Consider the following 26,742-nt stretch of genomic DNA (forward strand, 5'->3'; position numbering starts at 1 on the left):
GTAGAAATGAACTGAAGATCGTGAAATGGGGGATCAGAACAGCCGAGCGAGCAGCGCCGTGACCGCGGTCTCGACCCGCAGGATTCGCTCGCCCAACTGCACCGGTTGCAGGCCGGCCTTGGCCAGCAGGTCGACTTCGTAGGGGATCCAGCCGCCTTCCGGGCCGATCGCCAGGGTGACGGGTTCTGTCAGCGCCCGGGGGCAGGGGGGATAGTTGCCGGGATGACCGACCAGGCCCAGGGTGCCATTGGTCAGGGCCGGCAGGCGGTCTTCGACGAAGGGCTTGAAGCGTTTCTCGATGATGACTTCAGGCAGCACGCTGTCCCTGGCCTGTTCCAGGCCGAGGATCAGCTGTTCGCGAATGGCCTCGGGCTCCAGGAACGGGGTCTGCCAGAAGCTTTTCTCCACCCGGTAGCTGTTCACCAGCACCACGCGCGGCACGCCCATGCTGGCGATGGTCTGGAAAACCCGCCGGAGCATTTTTGGGCGCGGCAGCGCCAGCACCAGGGTCAGCGGCAGCTTGGCCGGTGGCGGCTGGTCCAGAGTGACTTGCAGCTCAGCCTCGCGGGCTTCCAGGCGCAGCACCTGGGCGGAGCCCATCAACCCACCGATGCGTCCCACCCGCAGGCTGTCGCCGACGGCGCTGCGGTGGACGTCCTGCATGTGCGTCAGCCGGCGATCGCTGAGGATGACCCGGTCCGGCCCGATGAAGTCGGCCTCTTCGAGCAGCAGCAGGTTCACGCTTGGGTCGCTGGCGGCTGGTCGTTATGGTCGTCGGCCGATTGTTCGTCCGCCTCGTCGTCCGGATGCTCGCTGCGCTTGCGCACCAGGCCACCGAACAGCACGCCGACTTCGAACAGCAGCCACATCGGGACCGCCAGGAGGGTCTGGGAGAAGATGTCCGGCGGCGTCAGGATCATGCCGACCACGAAGCAGCCGATGATCACGTACGGACGGATCTTCTTCAGGTATGCCACGTCCACCACGCCGATCCAGACCAGCAGCACCACCGCCACGGGAATTTCGAACGCCACGCCGAAGGCGAAGAACAGCGTCATGACGAAGTCCAGGTAGCTGGTGATGTCGGTCATCATCTCGACGCCGGACGGGGTCGCGGCGGCGAAGAACTTGAAGATCAGCGGGAACACCAGGAAGTAGGCGAAGGCCATCCCTGTGTAGAACAGCAGGATGCTGGACACCAGCAGCGGCACGGCGATGCGTTTTTCATGCTTGTACAGGCCTGGCGCAATGAAGCCCCAGATCTGGTGCAGGATCACGGGAATCGCCAGGAACAGCGAGACCATCATCGTCAGTTTCAGCGGCGTCAGGAAAGGCGACGACACGTCGGTGGCGATCATCGTCGCGCCTTCCGGCAGGTACTGGCGCAGCGGCGTGGAGACGAAGGTGTAGATCTGCTGGGTAAAGGCAAACAGCCCGGCGAAGATGATGAATACCGCCGCGACACAACGCAGCAGGCGGGTGCGCAACTCGGTGAGGTGCGATACCAGCGGCATTGGCTGGTCGTTCTCTGGGATATCGCTCATGGGGCTCGCGGCGGCAAAGTAGGGTCGTTGGGAGCGGCGGACGCTGGCGCCGTCGGGGCAGGTTCCGTCGATCTTGCGGGCTCGGCCACTGCCGGCGCGGTGTCACCCACCTGGGGCTGGGCCTGGGGCGCGTTCGCCGGCTCGACTGCCGGCTGGACCGGCGTCGGCTCCTGCTGGGTCGGCGTGAAGATTTTCCGCGCTTCCTGCTCGAGGGACAGAATGTGTTCGTTGTGAAGTTGCCGACGGATTTCGTCGGCACCGATCTCACGCTCAACTTCCTGTTTGATCGCATTGAAGCTGCGCTTCAGACGGCCGATCCACAGGCCGGCGGTGCGCGCAGCACCCGGCAGGCGCTCGGGGCCCAGCACCAGCAGGGCGACGAGACCGACGAGCAGCAGTTCAGTGAAGCTGATCCCAAACATTAGTCAGTGCTCACGAGTCTTTGCGGGTCGGCTCTTCGACTTTCTGTGCCTGCACATCGATGGTGTGTGGCGCATTCACCGGCTGGGCCGCCTGGGGGTGTACCGGCTGTGTCGGCTGCACGGGCTGGGCGGGAGCCGCCGTCGGGTCGGCCGGTTTTTCGTCGTCGTTCATGGCCTTGCGAAAGCCCTTGATCGACTCGCCCACGTCGGTGCCGAGGTTTTTCAGTTTCTTGGTACCGAATACCAGCACCACGACTACCAGGATGACGAGCCAGTGTTTCCAGTCAAAAATGCCCATGTGGCTATTCCTCTCAAAAGTTGATCAGGCGGACGGGCGCGAGGCTTTCTCGACGTGCCCGGACAGACCGAAGCGACGGTCCAGTTCATCCAGTACGGCCTGTGGATGCTGCCCCAGTTGGGCCAGCATGACCAGGCTGTGGAACCACAGGTCGGCGGTCTCGTAGATCACGTCGCTGCAGTCGCCGCTGATGGCGGCGTCCTTGGCGGCGATGATGGTCTCGACCGATTCCTCGCCGACTTTTTCCAGAATCTTGTTCAGGCCCTTGTGGTACAGGCTGGCGACATAGGAGCTGTCGGCCGCGGCGCCTTTGCGCTCTTCCAGCACCTGGGCCAGGCGGGTCAGGGTGTCACTCATGGGTATGTCCTGAATAAATGGCGTGCGGGTCCTTGAGCACCGGGTCGACGGTTTTCCAGTCGCCGTTCTCGAAGACGCGATAGAAGCAGCTTTGACGGCCGGTGTGGCAGGCAATCTCACCGACCTGCTCGACCATCAGGATGATGACGTCGCCGTCGCAGTCCAGGCGCATCTCATGCAGGTGCTGCACATGCCCGGACTCTTCACCCTTGCGCCACAGCTTGCCACGGGAACGTGACCAATAGATGGCGCGGTTCTCGGCAGCGGTCAGGGCCAGTGCCTCGCGGTTCATCCAGGCCATCATCAGCACGCGTCCGGTCTTGTGATCCTGGGCGATGGCCGGCACGAGGCCTTCGGCGTCCCATTTGATCTCGTCCTGCCAGTTTTTCATCGTTGGTCCTGACGGCAGCGGCAAGCTTTGCGCTTCAAGCTGCAAGTAAAAAGCAGATTTATGTATGTATGGAGCTTGTGGCTTGCAGCTTAAAGCTTGCGGCTGATTCCTGCTATCGGCGAACGACCAGATACAGACCGACCACCATCATGACAATGGCGGGCCAATGCCCCAGCTCGCTCAGTGGTCCACCGGCCGCCACCACCGCGCCGCCACCCAGGTGCGCGGCACCGAGCAGGCGCAGGAACCAGTCGTCCTTGCGTCGTTTCCAGGGGGGCGATGGATCCTGGGCATGGGGTTGGGACATGCGCTCGAGCAGGTCTCGGGTCATGTTGGCCAGGTGCGGGATCTGCTCGAACTGGCTCTGCACGTTGCCCAGCAAGGTCTTGGGACTGACGCGTTCGCGCATCCAGCGTTCCAGGAAAGGCTGGGCGGTGTTCCACAGGTCGAGGTCCGGGTACAGCTGGCGACCGAGGCCTTCGATGTTCAACAGGGTTTTCTGCAGCAGTACCAGTTGCGGCTGGACCTCCATGTTGAAGCGACGCGCGGTCTGGAACAGGCGCATCAGCACCTGACCGAATGAAATATCTTTTAACGGTTTTTCGAAGATCGGCTCGCACACGGTACGGATCGCCGCTTCGAATTCGTTGAGCTTGGTCTCGGCCGGTACCCAGCCGGAGTCGATGTGCAACTGGGCGACGCGGCGGTAGTCACGCTTGAAGAACGCGAAGAGGTTGCGGGCCAGGTAATCCTGGTCTTCGGGTGTCAGGCTGCCGACGATGCCGCAGTCGATGGCAATGTACTGCGGGCTCCAGGGCTGCACAGTGCTGACGAAGATGTTGCCCGGGTGCATGTCGGCATGGAAAAAACTGTCGCGGAACACCTGGGTGAAGAAGATTTCCACGCCGCGTTCGGCCAGAAGCTTCATGTCGGTGCGCTGGTCGGCCAGGGTCGCCAGGTCGGTCACCTGGATCCCGTAGATGCGCTCCATCACCAGCACTTTCGGGCGGCACCAGTCCCAGTAGACCTGCGGCACGTAGAGCAACGGCGAGCCTTCGAAGTTGCGCCGCAACTGGCTGGCGTTGGCGGCCTCGCGCAGCAGGTCGAGTTCGTCGTAGATGGTTTTCTCGTAGTCCTGGACCACGTCCACCGGATGCAGCAGGCGCGCATCGGCCGACAGCCGCTCGGCGGCGCGGGCGAGGATGAACAGCCACGCCAGGTCTTGGGCAATGATCGGCTTGAGACCCGGGCGGATGACCTTGACCACCACCTCTTCACCGCTCTTGAGCTGCGCGGCATGGACCTGGGCCACTGACGCCGAGGCCAGCGGTTCGACGTCGAAGCGACTGAACACTTCGCTGACCTTCCTGCCCAGTTGCTCCTCGATCAGCGCCACCGACAGTTTGGAATCGAACGGTGGTACGCGATCCTGCAGCAGCATGAGTTCGTCAGCGATGTCCTCGGGCAGCAGGTCGCGCCGGGTGGAAAGGATCTGGCCGAACTTGATGAAGATCGGCCCCAGGTCCTGCAAGGCCAGGCGCAGGCGCGCACCGCGACTCAGCTCCAGCGTGCGACGGGGAAACCAACGCCAGGGCAGCACGAAACGCAGTGCCAGCAGGAACCAGGGCAGCGGCAGGGCGAACAGCAGGTCATCGAGGCGGTAGCGGATCACGACGCGCTGGATGCGCAACAGACGGCGGACGGCAAGCAGCTTCATGCGTTATCGCTTGGGTTCAAGGGATCGGGAAAGGCGCTCGAAACGCGCCTCGAGTCGGTCCAGATCGAGTTTGATCCGGTCCAGTTCACTAAAACGGGCTTCGGCTTCGCGGCGGCCAACAAGCGTACGCGATTCCTCGGCCAGGTATTCGCTCAGATTCTGCCCCAGGCTGGCAAAGCCCTGGCGGTACCAGCGGGTGCGGCTGCGCAGGTGGCTGCCGAGCAATTGCGTGGCCACCGGGCCGAGCCAGCGGGACAGTTCGTATTCCCAGTCCAGTTCCAGGTCCTGGAGAATCTTCGCCAGTTCCAGCAGCACGCCACTGTCGCCGTCCAGCTCCACGTCGGGGCTGTGCAGCACCGCTGTCTTGTCCTTGCTCAAGGCCAGGTTCAGCAGGCTCGATGCCGAGGCGCGCAGGGTACAGTCCGCCTCGGCTTCCCAGTGGGCGGCGAGCATCAGGCCTTCGTCGCTGGGCAGGATGAACAGCCGCAAGGCCGGGCTGCGGCAGTCCACGGCGATCACCCTGCCGCTCAGGTGCGTCAGGCGCGCCAGCGCCGTGCTGTCCAGGCGCAGGACCCGGTTGATGCCGAGTTCGACGCTGGCGAGCAGGCCGGTGAGCAGCATCAGGGCTTGATACCGCGGTGCAGGGCCACGATGCCCGAAGTCATGTTGTGATAGGTCACGCGGTCGAAACCGGCCTCGACCATCATTGACTTCAGGGTTTCCTGGTCCGGGTGCATGCGGATCGATTCGGCCAGGTAGCGATAGCTTTCCGCGTCGTTGGTGATCAGCTTGCCCATCAGCGGCATGAAGGCGAACGAGTAAGCGTCGTAGGCCTTGGACATCAACGCGTTGGTCGGCTTGGAGAACTCCAGCACCAGCAGGCGACCGCCGGGCTTGAGCACACGCAGCATCGAGCGCAGGGCGTCTTCCTTGTGGGTGACGTTGCGCAGGCCGAAGGCGATGGTCACGCAGTCGAAATGGTTGTCGGGGAACGGCAGCTTCTCGGCGTCGGCCTGGACGAATTCGACGTTGCCGGCCACACCCAGGTCCAGCAGGCGGTCGCGGCCGACCTTGAGCATGGATTCGTTGATGTCGGCGAGCACCACCTGGCCGGTCGGGCCGACGATGTGGGAGAACTTCTTCGTCAGGTCACCCGTGCCGCCGGCGATATCCAGCACGCGGTTGCCGCTGCGCACCCCCGACAGTTCGATCGCGAAACGCTTCCACAGACGATGCATGCCGCCGGAGAGCAGGTCGTTCATCAAGTCATATTTGGCGGCTACCGAGTGGAAAACCTCAGCGACTTTTTCCGCCTTCTGGCTTTCCGGCACGTTCTTGAAGCCGAAGTGAGTGGTGGGTTCGGCATCGCTGCCTTTGCGCTGATCAGTCATATCGCTGTCACCAAAAAAGAATGCGGGACATTCTAATCCCCGGTGAAGGGCTTTGTCTTGGCAAGGCTGAAGGTAAGATGAACCACCGCCGGGACGTTTTGACGCAGTCAGGGTCAGAAGCTTACCGGCAAGTCCCGATAAAACAGGAGTCATCCGATGGCCCGTATAACGGTTGAACGTGCCCATGGCCTGGGCAAGGAAGCGGCACGAGAGAAAGCCGACAAGCTGGCGCAGAAGTTGTCCGACAGCTATGGACTGGAACCGCAGTGGGAAGGCGATACCCTGAAACTCAAGCGCTCCGGGGTCAAGGGCGAAGTGCATGTAGGCGAGGATTCGATCCGCGTCGATGTGGAACTGGGCATGTTGATGTCGGCCATGAGCGGCACGATCAAGAGCGAAATCGAAAAGGCGCTGGATAAGGCGTTGGCTTGATCGACCGAAAGGGCGGTGAATGCAAAGTTGAAATTCACCACCCCACCCAGCGGGAGCGAGCTTGCTTGCGATTGCATTGTTCCAGTCACATCAAGTTTGGCTGACACTGCGCCATCGCCAGCAGGTTCGCTCTCACAGGGAAATCATCGTCATCCGGATTTGTGTTCCGTTGTTAGGGTGCCGTTTCTAATTATTGTCACTACTTTTGCCCTGAGCCCGACCCCCAGCGGGCCGTTCATCCCATCTGTTTTCCAGTGAGGTGCACCATGGCCAAAGTTGTTCTGAAGAAAAAAACCGACATCGAATCTTCCACCCTGAGCGACGTGAAAACCTATGCGCGCAAGATCTGGCTGGCTGGCCTGGGCGCCTATGTCAAAGTCGGACAGGAAGGTAGCGAGTACTTCCAGGAGCTGATCAAGGCGGGTGAAGTTGTTGAAACCAAAGGTAAAAAGAACATCGCCGGGAAACTTCAGGCAGCCAATAGCGAACTGAACGAAGCCAAGGCCGAAGCAAATACTTTCAAGGCCAGGGTTGAAGTTCAGCTCGATAAAGTCGAAAAGGTATTCGACGCCCGTGTTGCAAGTGCCTTGAATCGTATCGGCATTCCGTCTAAACATGACGTTGAGGCACTCTCTGCCAAGCTCGATGAGCTGACGGCATTGCTCGAACGTGTGGCGCGTAAACATTAAGGAGAACGGGATGGCTGGCAAAAAAATCACCGAAAAAGAAAGCAGCTCGTGGGCCGGGAAGATTGAAAAATATTCCCGCAAGATCTGGCTTGCTGGTTTAGGCGTGTACTCGAAGATCGACACTGACGGCAGCAAACTCTTCGAGTCCCTGGTTAAGGACGGCGAGAAGGCCGAAAAACTCACCAAGACGGCGGTCGCCAAACAGGTCGATGCGGCCAAGGACTCTGCCGGGTCCGCCAAGTCGCGAATGAGCGGCGTGAAGGATCGTGCGCTGGGCAAGTGGGACGAGCTGGAAGGGGCTTTCGACAAGCGCCTGAACAGTGCGATCTCCCGCCTGGGCGTGCCGAGCAACAGTGAAGTCAAGGCGTTGCACAGCAAGGTCGATGCCCTGACCAAGCAAATCGAAAAACTCACCGGGGCCAAGGTCGCTCCGGTGGCCTCCAAGACTGCTGCGGCCAAGCCGGCTGCCAAGACGGCAGCCAAGCCACTGGTCAAGGCTGCGGCAAAAACCGCTGCCAAGCCTGCGGTGAAAGCAGCAGCCAAACCCGCGACCAAAACCGCCGCGGCCAAGCCTGCAGCCAAGGCAGCGGCCAAACCGGTAGCGGCCAAGCCAGCAGCCAAAGCGGCAGCCAAGCCTGCGACTAAACCTGCGACTAAAACAGCGGCTGCGAAACCTGCTGCCAAACCCGCAGCCAAGCCGGCGGTGAAAGCAGCCGCGAAACCCGCCGCGGCGAAAAAAACCGCAGCGAAAAAACCGGCCACGCCAAAAGCTGCCGCCCCCAAGGCGCCAACAGCGGTCGCCAAGCCTGCAGCTCCGGCAAGCGTCGCGAGCACGGCGAACTCGGCCTCGGCTCCAGCCCCGGTCGCCACCCCGACTCCAGCGCCGGCTCCATCGACGCCTACCAGTCAGTCCTGATTGCAGGACACAACGAAACGCCCGGCCTGTTCAGGTCGGGCGTTTTTGTTTGCTTGGCAGATGGGGAGCGGCGCTGAGCGGGCTTGCTCCCACAGGTGTCATTCGTGGTCTTCGAGATAGCGCAACGCCAACCGTTCGGTCGCCACCTTGGCCGACGGCGGCAGGTGCGGTGCTACCAGCATCATGATCTGGTAGACCACCAGCCGGACCTCGCCCTCGCGATCCAGTATCCGCTGGTAGTCCAGCGAGAACAGCAAGGTCAGGGTGATCTGTTCCACCAGTTGTCCAAGGGCCTGGGTATCGCTGACCAGCAGGCCCTGTGCCTTGAGCTGTGCCAGCAGGGAAGCCAGGGTTCGTTTCAGTGCATTGAGCAACTGGCGGATGCCCTTGGCCAGTTTCGGCAGGCGGCCGGCCAGGTTCGACAGGTCCTGGAACAGGAACCGGTACTGGGCCAGGCGCTCGACGATCAGGTGCAGGAACAACCAGTAGTCTTCCGGTGCCAGTTGCGCATCGGCGGGTGGATTCAGCAGCGGGGACAGTTCGGCCTGGAAACGCTCGAAGAGCCCCAGCACCAGAGGCTCCTTGCCATGGAAGTGGTAGTAGAGGTTGCCAGGGCTGATACCCAGCTCATTGGCGATTTCCAGGGTGGAAACGTTCGGCTCGCCCTTGTCGTTGAACAACTGCAGGGCGCATTCAAGGATGCGATCACGGGTCTTCATCCGGTCCTCTTGTCGATGGGTTGCCACGGCCGATGAGCAGGCCGCACGTCGTGGCCTTCAGCGCACACGTACATAGGTGCCTGGCGCCGCGTCCATAGGCGGGTAATTCGCATTGCCCAAGGTCATCTGGGTTTCCCGTCGGGCCCCGGAGCGCTCCTGGATCCAGCCCAGCCACTGAGGCCACCAGCTGCCCTCGACGTGTTTTGCATCGTAGTACCAGGCCCGTGGATCGCCGCTCAGTTTCGGATTCTCGACGTAGTTGGCCTTGGGGCTGCCGGGCGGGTTGATGATGCTCTGGATATGGCCGCTGTTGGACAGCACGAAGCGGCGCTCACCGCCCAACAGCAGCGTCGAGCGATACACCGCATCCCAGGGCGTGATGTGGTCGTTGATACCGGCCACGCTGAAGCTGTCCACGGTCACCTTCTGCAGGTCGATCGGCGTACCGCACACTTCGAGCCCGCCGGGGCGGGTCAGCGGGTTGTGCTTGAAGAAATCCAGCAGGTCGCCGTGATAGGCCGCCGGTAGCCGTGTGGAGTCGTTGTTCCAGTAGAGAATGTCGAAGGCCGGCGGCTCCTTGCCCAGCAGGTAGTTGTTGACGAAGTAGTTCCAGATCAGGTCGTTGGGACGCATCCAGGCGAATACCCGGGCCATGTCCCGGCCATCGAGCACACCCTTCTGGTAGGAGCGGCGCTTGGCGGCTTCGAGGGTCTGCTCGTCGATGAACAGCGTGGCCGGGCTGTCGATCGCACTGTCCAGCAAGCTGACCAGGTATGTGGCGCTGGCGACCCGGCGCAGTTGGCGCTTGGCTTGCAGATGGCCTTGCAGGGCCGCGATGATCAGCCCGCCGGCGCACGCACCCATCAGGTTGACGTCGCGGGCGCCGGTGATCGCCCGGCAGGCGTTCATCGCTTCTTCCGTCGCCTCGACATAACTGGACAGGCCCCATTCGCGGTGACGCACGTCGGGGTTGCGCCAACTGATGATGAACACCTGCAGATCGTTTTTCAGTGCGTACTGGACGAGGCTGTTGGAAGGGCTCAGGTCGAAGATGTAGAACTTGTTGATCTGGGGCGGCACGATCAGCAATGGCTTGGCGTATTGCTTTTCGCTCATGGGCCGGTACTGGATCAGCTCCAGCATCTCGTTTCGAAACACCACCGCGCCCTGCGTGTTCGCCAGGGTCTTGCCCACTTCGAAGGCATGGGGGCTGATTTGCCGGGGCATCCCGTCATTGTGCAGCAGGTCGTCGAACAGATGGCTGATGCCACGCACCAGGCTGTTGCCGCCGGAGTTGAAGAACTCCTTGACGGCCAGCGGGTTGAGCAAGGTGTTGGAAGGAGACACGGCATCGTTGAGCAGGGCGAAGGCGAAGTGAGCGCGGGCGCGGTCATCGGCGCTCATGTCGCATTCGTCGATCCAGCTCTTCACCTGTTTCTGCCAGCTCAGGTAGGCCTGCAGGCTCCGGCGATAGAAAGGGTTGAGCTGCCAGGTGGGATCGGCGAAGCGTTTGTCGTGCGGGCTGGTGGGGTGCAGGGTTTCCCCCAGCAGGACGCGTCCCAGCTGACCGCCCAGCTTCAATGCGTGCCGGGCACTGTGCACCGGGTTGCGCAGGCCATGGGCGGCGACGCTGCGCAAGGTAGACAGCAGGTCCCTGCCCCGCAGGCCGGTGACCGCACTTTGTGCGTTCATGAAGTTGGCGGGGACGGGCATCGAATCTTTCGTCGGCTTGTCGCGCATCAGTCAACTCCTTCGTCATCAGGCTGAGGCTCTGGATGAAAAGTGCTTGCGCAACCCGTCATGCAAAGCCCGAAAACAAACACTCCGAACCAGACAACATAGCCGCTGTTTCGGAAGTTGCGCGCTTCGGCGTCCTGCCTCGCGCGACAGGCGGTGTCAGCCGCCACCGTGCGGCGAGGGATGCGGATGCATGACCGCCCGCTGACGTTCTTCCTGCAGAAACTTCATGATGATGGGCGCCACGGCCTCGGCCCGGGTAATCAGGAACAGATGGCCGTCATCGATGATGTGCAACTGGGCATTGGGGATGCGCCAGGCCAGCAGGCGCATGTTGATCAAAGGGATCAGTGGGTCGTCGTCGCCGGCCAGGACCAGGGTCGGCTGATGGATCTTGTGCAGCCAGTGGATACTGGTCCAGCCCAGGCCGGCGAACAGTTGCCAGTAATAACCGAGCTTACCCGCCGAGCGGACCCTGGCCGCATGGCTGGTGGCCAGGTGCGGGTCGCGGCGGAACGAGCCGCCGTAGATCAGCGGGGCGATGCGCAACACGTGCGATGGCTGAACGTAGCGACGCGGACTTGCCATCATCCACAGCACCTTCGGTTTGCCGGGCACCATCACCGCCCCGGCGGCGGTGGCCGCCAGGATCAGCTTTTTGCAGCGCTCCGGATAATCGTGGGCGAACTGCTGGGCCAGGGCTCCGCCCCAGGACACACCGACCACGCTCACCTGCCCGTAGTCGAGATAGTCGAGCATCCGCGCGGCGAGCTTTGCCAGGCCCGGGAAGCGATACGGGCGGCTGGGCGTCGACGACCCACCCACTCCGGGGACGTCGAAGGCGATGACCTCCAGGTCCGGATCCAGGGCCTCGATAAACGGAAATACCAGCTCCAGGTTGGCCCCGATGCCGTTGAAAATCAGCAGAGGCGTCAAGTGAGGCTTGCCGGGACGTACCGCGGTGCGCAAGGTCTGGCCATCCAGATCGACGGTACGGAAGATGTACGGTTGCGGCATGCTTCAAGCCCTGTGGGTTGGGTCACTGTCATTCATTTTTTCCCGGATCCCTGTGGGAGCGAGCAAGCTCGCTCCCACAGGGGGGCGCTGTGAACATGGGTTCTATGTTCGCCAGTGCTGTGGGCCTTGCATTCAGTGTCGGCTGGCGGGATATATTCGTGAGCCATCCCACCCCCGCAGCAGACGAGTTGCCTCCATCACCGCTCGTGCACATACGTGCCAGGCGCCGCTTCACCCGCCGGATAGGTCTTGTTGCCCAGCACGCTGGGTGCCTTCTTCAGCTTGCCCGAGCGTTCGGCCTGCCAGGCCTGCCAGTGCAGCCACCAGGAGTCGGTGTGCTTGGTGGAGTTTTCCTGCCAGTCCTCGGCCTTGGCCGGCATGTCCTCGCTGGTCATGTAGCGTGACTTGGGGTTGCCCGGCGGGTTGAGGATGCTCTGGATATGGCCGCTGCTCGACAGCACGAAATCCACCTTGCCGCCGAACAGCTGCGCCGACTTGTAGCAGGATTTCCACGGGGTGATGTGGTCGTTGGTTCCGGCCAGGGCGAAGATGTCGGACGTGACCTGCTTGAGGTCGATCGGCGTGCCGCACACTTCCAGTGCATTGGGCCGGGTCAACGGGTTGGTCTTGAACATCTCGATGAGGTCGCCATGGAACGCCGCCGGGAGCCTCGTGGTGTCGTTGTTCCAGAACAGGATGTCGAATACCGGTGGTTCGTTGCCCAGCAGGTAGTTGTTGACCCAGTAGTTCCAGATCAGGTCGTTGGGGCGCATCCAGGCGAAGACCTTGGCCATGTCGCGGCCTTCGAGCACGCCGGCCTGATAGGAGTGGCGCTTGGCGGTCTCCAGGGTCTGCTCGTCGACGAACAGCGCCACGTCGGTGTCCAGGGTGGTGTCGAGTACGCTCACCAGCAGGGTCAGGGCGTTGACCTTCTTCTCGCCGAGTGCGGCGTAATGGCCCAGCAAGGCGGTGCAGGTGATGCCGCCGGAGCAGGCGCCCAGCATGTTCACGTCCTTGCTGCCGGTGATGGCCGTGACCACATCCACTGCTTCCTTGAGGGCCTCGATGTAGGTGGACAGGCCCCATTCGCGCTGTTCCTTGGTGGGGTTGCGCCAGCTGACGATGAAGGTCTGCACATTGCTGCGCAGGCAGAAGCGCGCCAGGCTCTTGTCCGGGCTGAGGTCGAAGACATAGAACTTGTTGATCTGCGGCGGCACCACCAGCAGCGGTCGCTCATGGACTTGCTCGGTGATGGGGCGGTACTGGATCAGCTCCAGCACATCGTTGCGGAACACCACGGCGCCTTCGGTCACGCCCAGGCTCTTGCCCACCTCGAATGCGCCCATGTCGACCTGGCTCGGCATCCCGCCGTTGTGTACCAGATCCTTGGCCAGGTGGGACAGGCCGTCCAGCAGGCTCTTGCCGCCGGTTTCGAAGAAGCGCTTGACCGCCGCCGGGTTGGCCGCGGTATTGGTGGGCGCCATGGCTTCGGTCATGAGGTTGATCACGAAATGCCCGCGGCTGATGTCCTGGGGCGGGAGGTTGCTGTCATCGATCCAGGCGTGCAGCTCCTTGCGCCATGCCAGGTAGGTCTGCAGATAACGCTTGTAGAGGGGATTCTGGCTCCAGGCCGGATCGGTGAAGCGACGGTCATCGCTCGAAGGCTGCAGCTCGGATTGGCCGAACAGCACCTTCTTGAGCTCGGCGCCGAAATGGGCGACGTGCCGGGCGCTGTGCAGCGGTTGCTTGAGGGTCTGGGTCAGCACCATTCTGGCGGAGGCCAGCAGGTCTTTTCTGCGCAAGCCGACGACGGGATTCAGGCCCAGGGTATTTTCCGAGGCCTGGTTCTTCAGGTCATCGTTGTTTTTGTTGCTCATCTACGACGCTCCATTGTCAGACGAGTACCCGGACCATGCCGTAAAAGCCGCACAGCCCATGGTGGGTACGCTGCTCGGGTGACCGTTAATTCCGCATCGATCTCAATGAGGAAGCATATGCAAAGGAACTCCCCAGTTCCTTTGCAGGGAACTTGCCAGGTCCATTGGTTACCCGAGTTTGATTTTTTTCGCAAGCAGGCCAGTCATTGACCTCGCCGCGGGGGGATTCAAGCAGATGAGTCTAGAAAATGCGCCCTAAAGCGCCAGCCCTTGAGCTAGAGCATCAGTTTGACGACGGACTCGTTCGGGTCGCGGGTTTTTCCGGCCGCCTTGAGTTCGGCCAGATAATCGTTCCACAGGTCTTCCTGGCGCACCGCCAGCTGGTACAGGTAGTCCCAGGTGAACAGTCCGCTGTCATGGCCGTCGTCGAAGGTCAGTTTCAGTGCGTATTGGCCGGCCGGCTCGACCTTGGTCAGGGCAACGTTGAGCTTGCCATATTGCAGGATGGGTTTGCCGTGGCCCTGGACCTCGGCGGAAGGCGAGTGCACCCGCAGGAATTCGGCGGGCAGGTGGTACTCCTCGTCCGGCGCGTATCTGAGCGTCAGGGTCTTGGAGGCTTTGTGCAGGTTGATGGCGGTGGGGAGTTTGGTCATGGCCTGTGATCCGTCTCGGAAGGATGCCTTGATCTGCAAAAGCGACACGGTCCATATGGGAGCGAGCTTGCTCGCGATAACGGTTTGACAGTCAACTCATGGGTTGAATGTTATGCCGCCATCGCGAGCAAGCTCGCTCTCACTGGCGCCGGACATCTGTCGGTGGCTTACAGGATATACCGCGACAGGTCTTCGTTCTGCGCCAGTTCGCCCAGGTGGCTGTTGACGTACTCGGCGTCGATGCGGATCGGCGCTTCGTTGTGGGCGCTGGCCAGGTCGCCGGCGCTGAACGAAACCTCCTCGAGCAGGCGTTCCAGCAGCGTGTGCAGGCGACGGGCACCGATGTTCTCGGTCTTCTCGTTGACCTGCCAGGCGATCTGCGCCAGGCGCTTGATGCCTTCCGGCGCGAACTCGATGTTCAGGCCTTCGGTCTTGAGCAGCGCACAGTACTGTTCGGTCAGTGATGCATGGGGCTCGCTCAGGATGCGCTCGAAGTCTTCCGGCGACAGGGCCTTGAGCTCCACACGGATCGGCAGGCGACCCTGCAGCTCCGGTACGAGGTCGCTCGGCTTGCTCAGGTGGAACGCGCCGGAGGCGATGAACAGGATGTGGTCGGTCTTGACCATGCCCAGCTTGGTGTTGACCGTGCAGCCTTCGATCAGCGGCAGCAGGTCGCGCTGCACGCCTTCGCGGGATACATCGGCGCCGCCGACATTGCCGCGCTTGGCGACCTTGTCGATCTCGTCGATGAATACGATGCCGTGCTGCTCGACTGCTTCCAGGGCCTTGGCTTTCAGTTCGTCTTCGTTGACCAGGCGGCTGGCCTCTTCATCGCGTACCAGCTTCAGCGCTTCCTTGACCTTGAGCTTGCGGCTCTTGCGCTTGCCCTTGCCCATATTGGCGAACAGGCTCTGCAGCTGGTTGGTCATCTCTTCCATGCCTGGCGGCGCGGAGATATCGACGCCGGCCATTTCGGCGACTTCGATCTCGATTTCCTTGTCGTCCAACTGGCCTTCGCGCAGGCGCTTGCGGAACAGTTGGCGGGTGTTGGAATCCTGGGTCGCGGCGGAGTCGGCGTTGAAGCCCATGCGCGCCGGCGGCAGCAGCGCATCGAGAATGCGCTCTTCGGCGGCATCTTCGGCGCGGTGGCGCACCTTGGTGATTTCCTGTTCGCGCAACAGCTTGATGGCGGCATCGGCCAGGTCGCGGATGATCGACTCGACGTCGCGGCCGACATAGCCGACTTCGGTGAACTTGGTGGCTTCGACCTTGATGAACGGCGCGTTGGCGAGCTTGGCCAGGCGGCGGGCGATCTCGGTCTTGCCGACGCCGGTCGGGCCGATCATCAGGATGTTCTTGGGGGTCACTTCGACGCGCAGCTCTTCGGGCAGTTGCATCCGGCGCCAGCGATTGCGCAAGGCGATGGCTACGGCGCGCTTGGCATCGTCCTGGCCGATGATGTGACGGTTGAGTTCGTGGACGATTTCGCGGGGAGTCATGGACATGGTAATTGACGGTCCTCGAGCAGGAATGAGCCGTGGCGCTGGGCCGAAACAGGCTTATTGCGCGAGATCCTGCTCCTCAATGGTCTGGGTATGGTTGGTGAAGACACAGATGTCGCCGGCGATGCTCAAGGCAGTCTCGACGATCTCCCGGGCCGACAGGTCGGTCTTTTTCAGCAGTGCGCTGGCGGCCGCCTGGGCGTAGGCACCGCCGGAGCCCATGGCGATCAGGCCGTCTTCGGGTTCGACCACGTCGCCGTTGCCGGTGATGATCAGCGAGGCGTCCTTGTTGGCAACCGCGAGCATCGCTTCGAGGCGACTCAGGGAGCGGTCGGTGCGCCATTCCTTGGCCAGTTCGACGGCGGCACGAATCAGGTGGCCCTGATGTTTTTCAAGCTGGCCTTCGAAGCGCTCGAACAGGGTGAAAGCGTCGGCGGTGGCCCCGGCAAAACCGGCGATGACCTGGCCGTGGTACAGGCGACGGACTTTCTTCGCGTTGCCTTTCATCACGGTGTTGCCCAGTGAAACCTGGCCGTCACCACCCATGACGACTTTGCCATCACGGCGGACTGAAACGATGGTGGTCAAGGGAAGAGTCTCCACGCAGCGGGGCGAAAATGCCCGGATGAAAACTCATATGGGGGTGGTATGGTTTTTTTCAACCGTGGGGGCCCAGAGGGGATGAGCGGTGCGTTTCGCTCATCCCCTCGCCACAGTGGGTCGCTCGGGTGGCCACCGTGTGCGATCAGCGGCTCTGGCGTTGTTGTAACAACAGGTTGCTGAAACCACTGCCAGCCAGCTGTTTCTGCGCCTTGGTCAGCTCTTCGCGATTGCTGAACGGGCCGACCAGCACCCGGTACCAGGTCTCGTCCTTCACCGTGCCGGACTCCACCGACACGGACTGGCCCAGCAGGATGATCTGTGCCCGCACCTTGTCGGCATCGGCTTCCTTGCGGAAGGAGCCAGCCTGCAGAAAAAACTTCGTCACCGGGGCCGCTTTCTGCACGGGAGGGGCCGGTGGCGGCGTAATGCCGGCCAGGGCCGCCTGGGCACGGGCGGTGTCGATCTTCGCCGCTTCGGCCGGTGTCACCGGCGTGGCGGGTACTTGCGGAGTCGGCAGGGTTTTCTCCGGCACCGCCTCGGGCGGCACGATGACTTCCGATTCCGGCAGCAGGGTGTAGAAGTCGTACTTGGGCTTCACCGGTTGCGTCGGGCTCGGCGGGGTCTTGTTGGCCTCGGCGATGCGCGTGGCTTTCTGTTGCTCCTGGCGGACGCGCTTGACGTCATCGCCCTGGCCCGGCTCCAGCTTCATCAGGAACACTATGAAAGCGCCAACGGTCAGGCCGATGGCCATCCACAACCAGCCCGGAATCGGCTTCTTGGCCGGGGGCTGGTAACGACTGGCGCCGCGCTTGGGTGCAGGTTTTTTCTTGGCGGCCAACTTACATGCGCTCCAGGGTTTCCAGGCCCAGCAGTTCCAGGCCCTGCTTGAGCGTGCGCGCGGTCAGCGCGGCAAGACGCAGGCGGCTTTGCATTTGCTCGGGGGTGTCGGCGTTGAGGATCGGGCAGTTCTCGTAGAAGCTGGAGAACAGGCCGGCCACATCGTACAGATAAGCGCACAGGGTGTGTGGCGTGCCCTTGTCGGCGACGTTGTTGAGCACTTCGCCGAACTGCGCCAGCTTCGCCGCCAGCTCCTGCTCCTGTGGGGCCTGGAGCACGATCCGCCCGTCCACTTCATCGAGGCCTTTGCCGAGTTTACGGAACACGCCCGCCACACGGGTGTAGGCGTACAGCAGGTATGGCGCGGTGTTGCCTTCGAAGTTGAGCATCAGGTCGAAGTTGAAGCTGTAGTCGCTGGTGCGGTGCTTGGACAGGTCGGCGTATTTCACCGCGTCGATGCCCACCACCTTGGCGATCTTGCGCAGCTCATCCTCGGCCAGGTCCGGGTTCTTGCCCTTGACCAGGGTATAGGCGCGTTCCTGGGCTTCGGTCAGCAGGTCGATCAGCTTCACCGTGCCGCCGTCGCGAGTCTTGAAAGGGCGGCCATCGGCGCCGTTCATGGTGCCGAAGCCCATGTGCTCCATTTCCATCGGCCGGGCCACGAAACCGGCCTGGCGTGCCACTTCGAACACTTGCTGGAAGTGCAGGGCCTGGCGCTGGTCGACGAAGTACAACACCCGATCGGCCTTGAGCACGCTGTTGCGGTAGCGTACGGCGGCCAGGTCGGTGGTGGCGTACAGGTAGCCGCCGTCGGCCTTGACGATGATCACCGGCAGCGGTTCGCCGTCGGCAGTCTTGAACTGGTCGAGGAACACGCACTGGGCGCCGTTGCTTTCCACCAGCATGCCCTTGGCCTTGAGGTCATTGACCACGTTGATCAGGTCGTCGTTGTAGGCGCTTTCGCCCATGACGTCGGCCATGGTCAGCTTGACGTTCAGCAGCTCGTAGATTTTCTGGCAGTGGGACAGGGAGATGTCCTTGAACCGGGTCCACAGCGCCAGGCACTCGGCGTCGCCGGCCTGCAACTTGACCACCAGGCCGCGGGCGCGGTCGGCGAACTCGGGGGATTCGTCGAAGCGTTGCTTGGCGGCGCGGTAGAAGTTCTCCAGGTCCGACAGTTCATCGCTGGTGATGGGGTTTTCCTGCAGGTAGGCCATCAGCATGCCGAACTGGGTGCCCCAGTCGCCGACATGGTTCTGGCGAATCACGGTGTCGCCGAGGAATTCCAGTACCCGGGCCACGCCGTCGCCGATGATGGTGGAACGCAGGTGGCCGACGTGCATTTCCTTGGCGAGGTTGGGGGCCGACAGGTCCACCACGGTGCGCTGCAGCGGGCCGGCCTTGCGAACCCCGATGCGTTCGTCGGCCAGGGCCGCGTCCAGGCGCGAAGCCAGGGCCTGGGTGTTCTGGAAGAAATTGATGAACCCGGGACCGGCGATCTCCGCCTTGGAAACGTTCTCGTCGGCCGGCAGCGCGGCGATGATTTTCTCGGCCAGGTCCCGCGGCTTCATGCCGGCCGGCTTGGCCAGCATCATGGCGATGTTGCTGGCAAAGTCGCCGTGGGTCTTGTCGCGGGTGTTTTCGACCTGAATCGCCGGCGACAGGCCTTCTGGCAGCACACCTTCAGTGACGAGTTTGGCGATGGCTTGCTGGATGAGCTGGCGAATGGTGTCTTTCATGGTCTTCTCTTTCAACCGCAGGCGCGGCGGCGCTTCGATGCGCTGGTGGAAAAACTGGGCATTATCCGTGGCCCGGACGAGCTTGCCAACTGTAGCGGGTCGGTTGGGGTTGTGTGGTGACTATTCTTGCTGGCCTGGATGCACGCGATCCCCTGTGTGAGCTTGCTCCCACCGGGGGGCAGGCTTGCGGTCCATTCAATACAAGTCCACCGGGTCCACGTCCAGCGACCAGCGTACCGCCCGCCCGCTGGGCATCTGCTCCAGCACCAACAGCCAGGCGCTCAACAGGCGGTGCAGCGGTGCCCGGGCGCTGGCCTGTAATAAAAGCTGGGCCCGGTAGCGCCCGGCCCGGCGCTCCATCGGAGCCGGTACCGGGCCCAATAGTTCGATCCCGGTGAGGTTCAGCTGGGCCAGCAAGCGCTCTGCCTCGCCACAGGCCTCGTCGAGGAAGCCTTCGGCCTGCCCGGGCTTGTGGGCTTCGGCCCGCAACAGCGCCAGGTGGGCGAACGGCGGCAGGCCGGCGCCGCGCCGTTCGCTCAATGCCTGCTCGGCGAAGGCGAAGTAGCCTTGCTCGGTCAGTTGTATCAGCAGCGGATGGTCCGCCAGGTGAGTCTGGATAATCACCTTGCCCGGCTCCTCGGCTCGTCCGGCCCGGCCCGCAACCTGGACGATCAGCTGCGCCATGCGCTCGCTGGCGCGGAAGTCGCCGGAAAACAGCCCGCCGTCGGCATCCAGGATCGCCACCAGGGTGACCCGCGGGAAATGATGCCCCTTGGCAAGCATCTGGGTGCCCACCAGGATGCACGGCTGGCCCTTCTGGATCGTGGCGAACAGGTGGTTCATCGCGTCCTTGCGCGAGGTGCTGTCGCGGTCCACCCGCAGCACCGGATAGTCGGGAAACAGGATGCCCAGCCGCTCCTCGGCGCGTTCGGTGCCAGCACCCACCGGGCGCAGGTCCACCTTGCCGCACTGCGGGCAATGCCTCGGCACGCGCTCGCTATGGCCGCAGTGGTGACAACGCAACTCCCCATGGCGCTGGTGCACGGTCATCCGCGCGTCGCAGCGTTCGCACCCGGACATCCAGCCGCAGTCGTGGCACAGCAGGGTCGGAGCGAATCCCCGGCGATTGAGGAACACCAGCACCTGTTGCCCGGCGGCCAGGGTCTGGCCGATGGCTTGTTGCATCGGGCCGCTGATGCCGCTGTCCAGCGGACGGCTTTTCACGTCCAGGCGCAGGAAGCGTGGCTGCTTGGCACCGCCGGCCCGTTCGTTCAGGCGCAGCAGGCCATAACGACCGGTGTAGGCATTGTGCAGGCTCTCCAGGGAGGGCGTCGCCGAGCCAAGGACGATGGGGATGTTTTCCTGGCGGGCGCGTACCAGCGCCAGGTCGCGGGCGTGATAGCGCAGGCCTTCCTGCTGTTTATAGGAGCCGTCGTGTTCTTCGTCGATGATGATCAGGCCGGGATTCTTCATCGGCGTGAACAGGGCCGAGCGGGTGCCGATGATGATGTCGGCCTCGCCGTCGCGGGCAGCTAGCCAGGCCTCCAGGCGCTCGCGGTCGTTGACCGCCGAGTGCACCAGGGCGATCCGGGCGTTGAAGCGTTGCTCGAAGCGCGCCAGGGTCTGCGGGCCGAGGTTGATTTCCGGGATCAGCACCAAGGCTTGCTTGCCCGCCTCCAGGGTCTGGCGGATCAACTGCAGGTAGACTTCGGTCTTGCCGCTGCCCGTGACGCCCGCGAGCAGGAACGCGTGGTAGCTGTCGAAGCCCGCGCGAATCGCCTCGCAGGCGGCCCGTTGTTCGGCATTGAGCGGCAGTTCCGGCTGGGCCAGCCAATGCTCGTGGCGGGCGCCCGGGATGTGCCTGCGCACCTCCACCTGGACCAGGCCCTTGGCCAGCAGCAAATCGAGGCTGTCCTTGCTGAGCATCAGCTTGCTCAGCAACTGATGGGCCACCCCATGGGGATGCTGGGCCAGGGTCGCCAGCGCTTCGCGTTGACGCGGGGCACGGGCGATGCGCGGATCGTCCGTGGAGGCGCCCGGCGCCACAGACCAGAACCGTTCCTGGCGCGCCTCGGCCGGCTCACCCTGGCGCAGCAGCACCGGCAGTGCCCAGCTCAAGGTGTCGCCGAGGCTGTGCTGATAATACTGGGCGGTCCAAAGGCACAACTTGAACAGCGACGCCGGCAGCGGTGGCGTGGCATCGAGCAGCGCCAGGGCCGGCTTGAGCTTGTCGGCCGGGACCTCGCTGTGATCGGTGACTTCCACCAGGATGCCGATCATCTCCCGCCGGCCGAACGGTACCCGCAAGCGCATGCCGGGTTGCAACCGGTCATGCGGGACCCCGGCCGGAGCGCGGTAGTCGAACAGTCGGCGCAGGGGCGAAGGCAGGGCGAGGCGCAGGATGGCGTCGGACACGCGAGGTCTCGATAAACAGAAAAATGGCGGAAAGCTTGGCACAACCCTTGTAGGAGCGAGGGTGTGCATGAGGACGCGAGCCTAGCAGACGGTTGGTACAAGCGACAGCTTGCGTCATTGTCGATGTCTGGTAGAATCCGCGCCCTAATTACGTGCGGTATTCAACAATAGTGTTGGGTGGCGGCACGCTAGCCTGAGGGAAACACCATGAAGACCGATATCCATCCAGAATACCCAGTGGTTGCCGTAACCTGCAGCTGCGGCAACAAGTTCGAAACCCGTTCGACCTACGGCAAAGCCCTGGCGATCGACGTTTGCAACGAATGCCACCCGTTCTACACCGGTAAGCAAAAGACTCTGGATACCGGTGGTCGCGTTCAGAAGTTCGCCGATCGTTTCGGTGCTTTCGGCGCTACCAAAAAGGCCTGAGGCTGATCATTTTGGAGGCTCGTTCCGGCGGCTCCAGATTGATGAAAAAGGCGTCCCTTGTGGGCGCCTTTTTTGTGTCCGCGATTTGGCTGGGCGGGGCCGAGGCCTTCTGTCCGGCCCCGGCAGGGCTGGCCCGGGTGAAGGTGCAGCGGGTGGTGGATGGCGACACCCTGCGCCTGGCGGATGGCCGAAGCGTGCGCATGATCGGTCTCAACAGCCCGGAACTGGGGCGGCAGGGACGATCCGACGAGCCTTTTGCCGTTGCGGCCCGTCGGCGTCTCGAAGCGCTGGTGGCGGCCAGCGACGGGCAGGTGGGGTTGCTTCCTGGCCAGCAGGGTCGCGATCGCTATGGGCGAACCCTGGCTCATGTCTATGACGCTGACGGCCGTAACCTCGAAGCGCAACTGCTCGCCGAGGGGTTGGGGTTTCATGTGGCGGTGGCACCGAATACCGGCTTGGCGGACTGCCAGGGTGCCGCCGAACGCCAGGCTCGCGAGGCGCGTCTTGGGCTATGGAAACAGTCACCCGTGCTCAAGACGCAACAGATCCAGGCTCCCGGCTTCGCCGTGCTCAGCGGTCGCGTGAACACGATCAGGCGCAATCGTGGCGGAATCTGGCTGCAAATGGAGGGGGCGGTTGTATTGCGTGTCGCTCCCGATGTGGCGAACCGTTTCGATATGGCTTCGCTTGAGCGCCTCCAGGGCCGGCAGGTCGAGGCGCGTGGCTGGGTGGTGGATCGATCGCGGCGCGCAGCCCTGGAACCGGGGCGGGAGCGCTGGTTGCTGCCATTGACCGATCCGGCCATGTTGACCGCACTGCCTCGATAAAAAATTGTAGACATTTTTAATGTGGATTGTATGCATCAATCCCTTGTGTTTCGCGGCTCTAGGCCCAAAGTCGTAGGGCAGGGCGCTTGACAGCGGTGACTGGTCAGTCTTGTAGGGACTTTGCGAGGGGCGTATCCTCGGCGGTCCGTCTGTCCAACACAGTAAAAAGCGGAATGCCCACATGTCTGATCTGAAAACTGCCGCTCTCGAATATCACGCTAATCCTCGTCCAGGAAAGCTGAGTGTCGAGCTCACCAAGGCCACCGCTACTGCCCGCGATCTGTCGCTGGCCTACAGCCCCGGCGTAGCCGAACCAGTACGCGAAATCGCTCGCGACCCTGAGCTGGCCTACAAGTACACCGGCAAGGGCAACCTGGTTGCAGTCATTTCCGATGGCACCGCGATTCTCGGCCTGGGTGACCTGGGCCCACTGGCTTCCAAGCCGGTCATGGAAGGCAAGGGTGTCCTGTTCAAGCGCTTCGCCGGTATCGACGTGTTCGACATCGAAGTCGATTCCGAAAGCCCGCAGGCCTTCATCGACACCGTCAAGCGTATCTCCATCACCTTCGGTGGCATCAACCTGGAAGACATCAAGGCACCCGAGTGCTTCGAGATCGAGCGCGCCCTGATCGAACAGTGCGATATCCCGGTGTTCCACGATGACCAGCACGGTACCGCCATCGTGACTGCGGCCGGTATGATCAACGCCCTGGAAATCGCCGGCAAGACCCTGCCGGAAGCCAAGATCGTCTGCCTGGGCGCCGGTGCCGCGGCCATCTCCTGCATGAAGTTGCTGGTGAGCATGGGCGCCCGGATCGAGAACATCTTCATGGTCGACCGTACCGGCGTGATCCACTCCGGCCGTACCGACCTGAACCAGTACAAGGCGGTCTTCGCCCACGCCACCGACAAGCGCACCCTGGCTGAAGCGCTGGACGGCGCCGACGTTTTCGTCGGCCTCTCGGGTCCGAACCTGTTGAGCCCGGAAAACCTGCTGCGCATGGCGCCGAACCCGATCGTGTTCGCCTGCTCGAACCCGGACCCGGAAATCTCCCCGGAACTGGCTCACGCCACCCGTAGCGACGTGATCATGGCCACGGGCCGTTCGGATTACCCGAACCAGGTCAACAACGTACTGGGCTTCCCGTTCATCTTCCGCGGCGCCCTGGACGTACGCGCCAAGCGCATCAACGAAGAAATGAAAGTCGCGGCCGCCAACGCCCTGCGCGAACTGGCCAAGCTGCCGGTGCCTCAGGAAGTGTGCGACGCCTACGGCGGCATCAAGCTGGAATTCGGTCGTGAGTACATCATTCCGAAACCTATGGACGCTCGCCTGATCACCCTGATCTCCGACGCCGTGGCCAAGGCCGCGATCGAGACCGGCGTGGCCACCCTGCCGTACCCGAAGAACTACCCGCTCAAGAGCGTGGATGACGTGTTCAACGGTTAAAAGCAGCCGCCCATAAAAAAACCTGGCCTCGGCCAGGTTTTTTTATGGGCTTCGAGCGGCAAGCTTCAAGCTGCATTAGAAGCGAAGCCTACCGCGCTTGCTTTGGCTTTACTTGAAGCTTGCGGCTTGAAGCTCGCCGCTGCTTCCCTAGAACAAATCGATCGGTGCCGCTTCGTCCGCCGGCAGCGGGCTGCCTGGCGCTACACCGTTGCCCAGCTCGTTGACCGACGGCGGGGTGTCTTCACTCTTGAACAGCTCGAAATACGCCCCTGGGGTACCTGGCGTCGCGGCGCGGCCGCTGACCGGATCGACCCGCAGGCTCAGGATGCCTTCCGGTTCCGGCTGGGTGTGAGGCGGTTTGTCCTTGAGGGCGGCGCCCATGTAGGTCATCCAGATGGGCAGCGCCACGGTGCCGCCGAACTCGCGGCGGCCGAGGCTCTCAGGCTGGTCGAAGCCGGTCCAGACGGTGGTGACGTAATCGCCGTTGTAGCCCGAGAACCAGGCGTCCTTGGATTCGTTGGTGGTGCCGGTCTTGCCCGCCAGGTCGGTTCGACCCAGCGCCAGGGCGCGCCGGCCGGTGCCGAGCTTGATCACGTCCTGCAGCATGCTATTGAGGATGTAGGTGGTCCGGCCGTCGATGATGCGCTCGGCAATGACCGGGGCCTGCGGTACCGCCGGGGCAGTCGTGGCTTCGCCTGGGGGCGCGTTCACCGTGAACGTTTCGGCGGCGGGTGCCGCGACGCCATCGCTGGCCTGCTCGCCCGTCGGCACCCGTGGCGGATTGGCGACGAACAGCGTCTCGCCGTTGCGGCTTTCGATCCTGTCGATGATGTACGGGGTGATCTTGTAGCCGCCGTTGGCGAACGTGCTCCAGCCCGTGGCGATTTCCATTGGCGTCAGGGTCGCGGTGCCCAGGGCCAGGGAGAGGTTGCGAGGCAGGTCCTGCTTGTTGAAGCCGAACTTGCTGATGTAGTCGATGGTGCGGTCGACGCCCAGGGCCTGAAGCAGGCGGATCGACACCAGGTTGCGGGACTTGTACAGCGCTTCGCGCAGACGGATCGGGCCGAGGAAGGTGTTGGTGTCATTCTTCGGCCGCCAGACCTTGTCCAGGTACTCGTCGACGAACACGATGGGCGCATCGTTCACCAGGCTGGCGGCGGTGTAGCCATTGTCCAGGGCGGCGCTGTAGACGAACGGCTTGAAGCTCGAGCCGGGCTGGCGTTTGGCCTGCAACGCCCGGTTGTAATTGCTTTGCTCGAAGGCGAAGCCACCCACTAGCGAGCGAATGGCGCCGTCCTGCGGGTCGAGGGACACCAGGGCACCCTGGGCCGCCGGAATCTGGCTGAACTTCAAGGAATTGTCCGGTTGACGCTGCACCCGGATCAGGTCGCCGACCTGGGCGACGTCCGACGGCTGCCGGGGGGCTGCGCCCATGCTGTTGGTATTGAGGAAAGGACGCGCCCATTTCATGGTGTCCCAGCTCACATGTTCTTCCAGCTCGCCGTTACGCGTCAGGACCTTGATGCCGTCCTTGTCCACCTGGGTGACGATGGCCGGCTCCAGGCTGCTGATGGTGCGCTGCTTGGTCAGTTCCAGGGCCCAGGCTTCCTTGGTCTTGCCTGGCAGGCGCGATTCAGGCCCGCGGTAGCCGTGGCGCTGGTCATAGGTCATCAGGCCTTCGTGCAGCGCGGTGTTGGCCATTTCCTGCAGGTTGCTCGGTACCGTGGTGGTCACGCGGAAACCTTCGGTGTAGGCATCGCTGCCGTAGCGGCCGACCATTTCGGCCCGGGCCATCTCGGCGATATACGGGGCGTTCACTTCCGGGGTCGGCACGTGATAGCTGGCGTTCAAGGGCTCGTTGATCGCGGCGGTGTACTCGGCTTCGCTGATCTTGCCCAACTTGTACATGCGTCCCAGGATCCAGTCGCGGCGCTCCTTGCTGCGCGCCGGGTTGGCGAGGGGGTTGAAGCGCGACGGGGCCTTGGGCAGGCCGGCGATCATCGCCATCTGTGCCAGGCTGACCTCGCGGATCGACTTGCCGTAGTACACCTGGGCCGCCGCCTCGATGCCATAGGCGCGGTTGCCCAGGTAGATCTTGTTCACGTACAGCTCGAGGATCTCGTCCTTGGTCAGCTGCCGCTCGATCTGCAGGGCCAGGAGAATCTCGGTGGTCTTGCGCGAGAAGCTGCGCTCGCTGGTCAGGAAGAAGTTCTTGGCCACCTGCATGGTGATGGTGCTGCCGCCGGACTGGATATGCCCGCTCTTGATCAACTGGCTCGCGGCCCGCATCAGGCTGCCGGGATCGACGCCGTAGTGGTTGGCGAAGTTGTCGTCTTCAGCACTCAGTAACGCATTGATGAAATTGGGGGGAATGTCGGCGAAACGGATCGGCGTGCGGCGCATTTCGCCAAATTCGGCGATCAGCTTGTTGTCGCTGCTGTAGACCCGCAGGGGAATCTGCAACTGAATGCTTCTCAGCGCCTCCACGGATGGCAATCCCGGACTAAGGTAAAGAAACGCACCGCTCAGACCCAGGAGCAGTCCGCAGAAAACGGCGACGATGGACCATCCGAAAAATTTCAGCAGACGAATCAAGGCTTTTGGATATCCAGGCAAAGAATGAAAAGGCGTCAGGTGCAGGGAAGGACCCATGCGAGCAACAAAGCGAAAAAAACGCTGCGCATTATAAGCATTTTTTCGCGGTGCAAACGCCATCCGGACATCCGTCGGACCGGCGTGATTGAACGCAATGCGTATTAGAGAGTCCGTAACTCACGGAT

25 protein-coding genes and 1 pseudogene are annotated in these 26,742 nt (G+C 62.8%); 6 read left to right on the top strand and 20 right to left on the bottom strand.

Annotated elements, in window-relative coordinates; all coding sequences use genetic code 11:
* Positions 1 to 33 precede the first annotated feature (33 nt).
* From AC1M7R_RS13215 to ubiE, 9 genes and pseudogenes are all read right to left on the bottom strand, one after another.
* On the bottom strand, positions 34 to 741 hold the full coding sequence (locus AC1M7R_RS13215) for a 16S rRNA (uracil(1498)-N(3))-methyltransferase (RefSeq protein WP_072459094.1): 708 nt from the start codon (positions 739 to 741) through the stop codon (positions 34 to 36).
* The gene (tatC, locus tag AC1M7R_RS13220) at positions 738 to 1,544 is read right to left on the bottom strand and encodes a twin-arginine translocase subunit TatC (RefSeq protein ID WP_072397959.1); all 807 of its coding nucleotides are present in this window, start codon (positions 1,542 to 1,544) and stop codon (positions 738 to 740) included. Before tatC ends, AC1M7R_RS13215 begins: the two co-directional genes overlap by 4 nt.
* Positions 1,541 to 1,966 (bottom strand): Sec-independent protein translocase protein TatB, encoded by a 426-nt coding sequence (tatB, locus tag AC1M7R_RS13225; RefSeq protein ID WP_072397960.1) that lies wholly within the window; start codon positions 1,964 to 1,966, stop codon positions 1,541 to 1,543. Before tatB ends, tatC begins: the two co-directional genes overlap by 4 nt.
* 10 nt (positions 1,967 to 1,976) lie before the next feature.
* The gene (locus tag AC1M7R_RS13230) at positions 1,977 to 2,264 is read right to left on the bottom strand and encodes a twin-arginine translocase TatA/TatE family subunit (protein ID WP_053147776.1); all 288 of its coding nucleotides are present in this window, start codon (positions 2,262 to 2,264) and stop codon (positions 1,977 to 1,979) included.
* 24 nt (positions 2,265 to 2,288) lie between these two features.
* Positions 2,289 to 2,621 carry a phosphoribosyl-ATP diphosphatase gene (locus tag AC1M7R_RS13235; protein ID WP_003186671.1) on the bottom strand — a complete coding sequence of 111 codons (333 nt, stop codon included), beginning with the start codon at positions 2,619 to 2,621 and terminating at the stop codon, positions 2,289 to 2,291.
* Positions 2,614 to 3,012: a phosphoribosyl-AMP cyclohydrolase gene (hisI, locus tag AC1M7R_RS13240; protein ID WP_046064118.1), complete on the bottom strand. Its 399-nt coding sequence runs from the start codon at positions 3,010 to 3,012 to the stop codon at positions 2,614 to 2,616. The genes AC1M7R_RS13235 and hisI overlap by 8 nt, the downstream gene beginning before the upstream one ends.
* A gap of 112 nt (positions 3,013 to 3,124) precedes the next feature.
* Complete coding sequence (gene ubiB / locus AC1M7R_RS13245) at positions 3,125 to 4,729, bottom strand: ubiquinone biosynthesis regulatory protein kinase UbiB (protein WP_072397961.1); 1,605 nt, start codon at positions 4,727 to 4,729, stop codon at positions 3,125 to 3,127.
* Positions 4,726 to 5,350 (bottom strand): annotated as a pseudogene (locus tag AC1M7R_RS13250) (ubiquinone biosynthesis accessory factor UbiJ). The gene ubiB and the pseudogene AC1M7R_RS13250 overlap by 4 nt, the downstream one beginning before the upstream one ends.
* Positions 5,350 to 6,120, bottom strand: coding sequence for a bifunctional demethylmenaquinone methyltransferase/2-methoxy-6-polyprenyl-1,4-benzoquinol methylase UbiE (gene ubiE, locus AC1M7R_RS13255; protein ID WP_072397963.1), 771 nt, complete (start codon positions 6,118 to 6,120; stop codon positions 5,350 to 5,352). Before ubiE ends, AC1M7R_RS13250 begins: the two are co-directional and overlap by 1 nt.
* A 156-nt stretch (positions 6,121 to 6,276) precedes the next feature.
* On the opposite strand from ubiE, the gene AC1M7R_RS13260 reads away from it, so the two are divergent.
* The 3 genes from AC1M7R_RS13260 (at position 6,277) to AC1M7R_RS13270 (ending at position 8,157) form a co-directional block, all read left to right on the top strand.
* A complete protein-coding gene (locus AC1M7R_RS13260) occupies positions 6,277 to 6,552 on the top strand; it encodes a polyhydroxyalkanoic acid system family protein (protein WP_072397964.1) in 276 nt (91 codons plus the stop codon).
* A 266-nt stretch (positions 6,553 to 6,818) separates the two neighbouring features.
* Positions 6,819 to 7,241, top strand: coding sequence for a phasin family protein (locus AC1M7R_RS13265; protein ID WP_072397965.1), 423 nt, complete (start codon positions 6,819 to 6,821; stop codon positions 7,239 to 7,241).
* Positions 7,242 to 7,251: 10 nt separating this feature from the next.
* Complete coding sequence (locus tag AC1M7R_RS13270) at positions 7,252 to 8,157, top strand: phasin family protein (RefSeq protein ID WP_123596336.1); 906 nt, start codon at positions 7,252 to 7,254, stop codon at positions 8,155 to 8,157.
* 98 nt (positions 8,158 to 8,255) lie between these two features.
* On the opposite strand, the gene AC1M7R_RS13275 is transcribed toward AC1M7R_RS13270, so the two are convergent.
* The 10 genes from AC1M7R_RS13275 to AC1M7R_RS13320 all read right to left on the bottom strand — a co-directional run bounded on the left by AC1M7R_RS13275 (position 8,256) and on the right by AC1M7R_RS13320 (position 21,256).
* Complete coding sequence (locus AC1M7R_RS13275) at positions 8,256 to 8,876, bottom strand: TetR/AcrR family transcriptional regulator (RefSeq protein ID WP_072397967.1); 621 nt, start codon at positions 8,874 to 8,876, stop codon at positions 8,256 to 8,258.
* 57 nt (positions 8,877 to 8,933) lie between these two features.
* Complete coding sequence (gene phaC, locus AC1M7R_RS13280) at positions 8,934 to 10,616, bottom strand: class II poly(R)-hydroxyalkanoic acid synthase (protein WP_072397968.1); 1,683 nt, start codon at positions 10,614 to 10,616, stop codon at positions 8,934 to 8,936.
* Positions 10,617 to 10,772: 156 nt separating this feature from the next.
* On the bottom strand, positions 10,773 to 11,630 hold the full coding sequence (phaZ, locus tag AC1M7R_RS13285; protein WP_072397969.1) for a poly(3-hydroxyalkanoate) depolymerase: 858 nt from the start codon (positions 11,628 to 11,630) through the stop codon (positions 10,773 to 10,775).
* A 197-nt stretch (positions 11,631 to 11,827) separates the two neighbouring features.
* A complete protein-coding gene (phaC, locus tag AC1M7R_RS13290) occupies positions 11,828 to 13,507 on the bottom strand; it encodes a class II poly(R)-hydroxyalkanoic acid synthase (RefSeq protein ID WP_072397970.1) in 1,680 nt (559 codons plus the stop codon).
* A 275-nt stretch (positions 13,508 to 13,782) separates the two neighbouring features.
* On the bottom strand, positions 13,783 to 14,160 hold the full coding sequence (locus AC1M7R_RS13295; protein ID WP_072397971.1) for a gamma-butyrobetaine hydroxylase family protein: 378 nt from the start codon (positions 14,158 to 14,160) through the stop codon (positions 13,783 to 13,785).
* A gap of 167 nt (positions 14,161 to 14,327) precedes the next feature.
* Positions 14,328 to 15,665 (bottom strand): ATP-dependent protease ATPase subunit HslU, encoded by a 1,338-nt coding sequence (gene hslU, locus AC1M7R_RS13300; RefSeq protein ID WP_072397972.1) that lies wholly within the window; start codon positions 15,663 to 15,665, stop codon positions 14,328 to 14,330.
* Positions 15,666 to 15,719: 54 nt separating this feature from the next.
* Positions 15,720 to 16,250, bottom strand: coding sequence for an ATP-dependent protease subunit HslV (gene hslV, locus AC1M7R_RS13305; RefSeq protein WP_072397973.1), 531 nt, complete (start codon positions 16,248 to 16,250; stop codon positions 15,720 to 15,722).
* A 157-nt stretch (positions 16,251 to 16,407) separates the two neighbouring features.
* Entirely contained in the window at positions 16,408 to 17,103 is a 696-nt protein-coding gene (locus tag AC1M7R_RS13310) for an SPOR domain-containing protein (protein WP_072397974.1), read from the bottom strand.
* Between the two features lies 1 nt (position 17,104).
* Entirely contained in the window at positions 17,105 to 18,841 is a 1,737-nt protein-coding gene (gene argS / locus AC1M7R_RS13315) for an arginine--tRNA ligase (RefSeq protein ID WP_123596335.1), read from the bottom strand.
* Between the two features lie 195 nt (positions 18,842 to 19,036).
* Positions 19,037 to 21,256, bottom strand: a complete 2,220-nt coding sequence (locus tag AC1M7R_RS13320; protein WP_123596334.1) for a primosomal protein N' — start codon at positions 21,254 to 21,256, stop codon at positions 19,037 to 19,039.
* Positions 21,257 to 21,463: 207 nt separating this feature from the next.
* Here AC1M7R_RS13320 and rpmE point away from each other — a divergent pair, with 207 nt between their 5' ends.
* From rpmE to AC1M7R_RS13335, 3 genes are all read left to right on the top strand, one after another.
* The gene (gene rpmE, locus AC1M7R_RS13325; protein ID WP_072397977.1) at positions 21,464 to 21,685 is read left to right on the top strand and encodes a 50S ribosomal protein L31; all 222 of its coding nucleotides are present in this window, start codon (positions 21,464 to 21,466) and stop codon (positions 21,683 to 21,685) included.
* A gap of 41 nt (positions 21,686 to 21,726) precedes the next feature.
* Positions 21,727 to 22,512, top strand: coding sequence for a thermonuclease family protein (locus tag AC1M7R_RS13330; RefSeq protein ID WP_072459091.1), 786 nt, complete (start codon positions 21,727 to 21,729; stop codon positions 22,510 to 22,512).
* Between the two features lie 181 nt (positions 22,513 to 22,693).
* Positions 22,694 to 23,962, top strand: coding sequence for a malic enzyme-like NAD(P)-binding protein (locus AC1M7R_RS13335; protein WP_072397979.1), 1,269 nt, complete (start codon positions 22,694 to 22,696; stop codon positions 23,960 to 23,962).
* A 147-nt stretch (positions 23,963 to 24,109) separates the two neighbouring features.
* On the opposite strand, the gene AC1M7R_RS13340 is transcribed toward AC1M7R_RS13335, so the two are convergent.
* Entirely contained in the window at positions 24,110 to 26,554 is a 2,445-nt protein-coding gene (locus tag AC1M7R_RS13340) for a penicillin-binding protein 1A (RefSeq protein ID WP_168199566.1), read from the bottom strand.
* Between the last annotated feature and the right edge of the window lie 188 nt (positions 26,555 to 26,742).

It is taken from the genome of Pseudomonas sp. MS01C9 (assembly GCF_058202755.1).

Coding starts and splice junctions, on each gene's coding strand:
- AC1M7R_RS13265 (WP_072397965.1), top strand. CDS start 6,819: ATGGCCAAAGTTGTTCTGAAGAAAAAAACCGACATCGAATCTTCCACC.
- AC1M7R_RS13270 (WP_123596336.1), top strand. CDS start 7,252: ATGGCTGGCAAAAAAATCACCGAAAAAGAAAGCAGCTCGTGGGCCGGG.
- AC1M7R_RS13235 (WP_003186671.1), bottom strand. CDS start 2,621: ATGAGTGACACCCTGACCCGCCTGGCCCAGGTGCTGGAAGAGCGCAAA.
- tatC (WP_072397959.1), bottom strand. CDS start 1,544: ATGAGCGATATCCCAGAGAACGACCAGCCAATGCCGCTGGTATCGCAC.
- hslU (WP_072397972.1), bottom strand. CDS start 15,665: ATGTCCATGACTCCCCGCGAAATCGTCCACGAACTCAACCGTCACATC.
- tatB (WP_072397960.1), bottom strand. CDS start 1,966: ATGTTTGGGATCAGCTTCACTGAACTGCTGCTCGTCGGTCTCGTCGCC.
- phaC (WP_072397968.1), bottom strand. CDS start 10,616: ATGCGCGACAAGCCGACGAAAGATTCGATGCCCGTCCCCGCCAACTTC.
- AC1M7R_RS13335 (WP_072397979.1), top strand. CDS start 22,694: ATGTCTGATCTGAAAACTGCCGCTCTCGAATATCACGCTAATCCTCGT.
- phaZ (WP_072397969.1), bottom strand. CDS start 11,630: ATGCCGCAACCGTACATCTTCCGTACCGTCGATCTGGATGGCCAGACC.
- hisI (WP_046064118.1), bottom strand. CDS start 3,012: ATGAAAAACTGGCAGGACGAGATCAAATGGGACGCCGAAGGCCTCGTG.
- AC1M7R_RS13230 (WP_053147776.1), bottom strand. CDS start 2,264: ATGGGCATTTTTGACTGGAAACACTGGCTCGTCATCCTGGTAGTCGTG.
- argS (WP_123596335.1), bottom strand. CDS start 18,841: ATGAAAGACACCATTCGCCAGCTCATCCAGCAAGCCATCGCCAAACTC.
- ubiE (WP_072397963.1), bottom strand. CDS start 6,120: ATGACTGATCAGCGCAAAGGCAGCGATGCCGAACCCACCACTCACTTC.
- ubiB (WP_072397961.1), bottom strand. CDS start 4,729: ATGAAGCTGCTTGCCGTCCGCCGTCTGTTGCGCATCCAGCGCGTCGTG.
- AC1M7R_RS13295 (WP_072397971.1), bottom strand. CDS start 14,160: ATGACCAAACTCCCCACCGCCATCAACCTGCACAAAGCCTCCAAGACC.
- phaC (WP_072397970.1), bottom strand. CDS start 13,507: ATGAGCAACAAAAACAACGATGACCTGAAGAACCAGGCCTCGGAAAAT.
- rpmE (WP_072397977.1), top strand. CDS start 21,464: ATGAAGACCGATATCCATCCAGAATACCCAGTGGTTGCCGTAACCTGC.
- AC1M7R_RS13275 (WP_072397967.1), bottom strand. CDS start 8,876: ATGAAGACCCGTGATCGCATCCTTGAATGCGCCCTGCAGTTGTTCAAC.
- AC1M7R_RS13330 (WP_072459091.1), top strand. CDS start 21,727: ATGAAAAAGGCGTCCCTTGTGGGCGCCTTTTTTGTGTCCGCGATTTGG.
- AC1M7R_RS13260 (WP_072397964.1), top strand. CDS start 6,277: ATGGCCCGTATAACGGTTGAACGTGCCCATGGCCTGGGCAAGGAAGCG.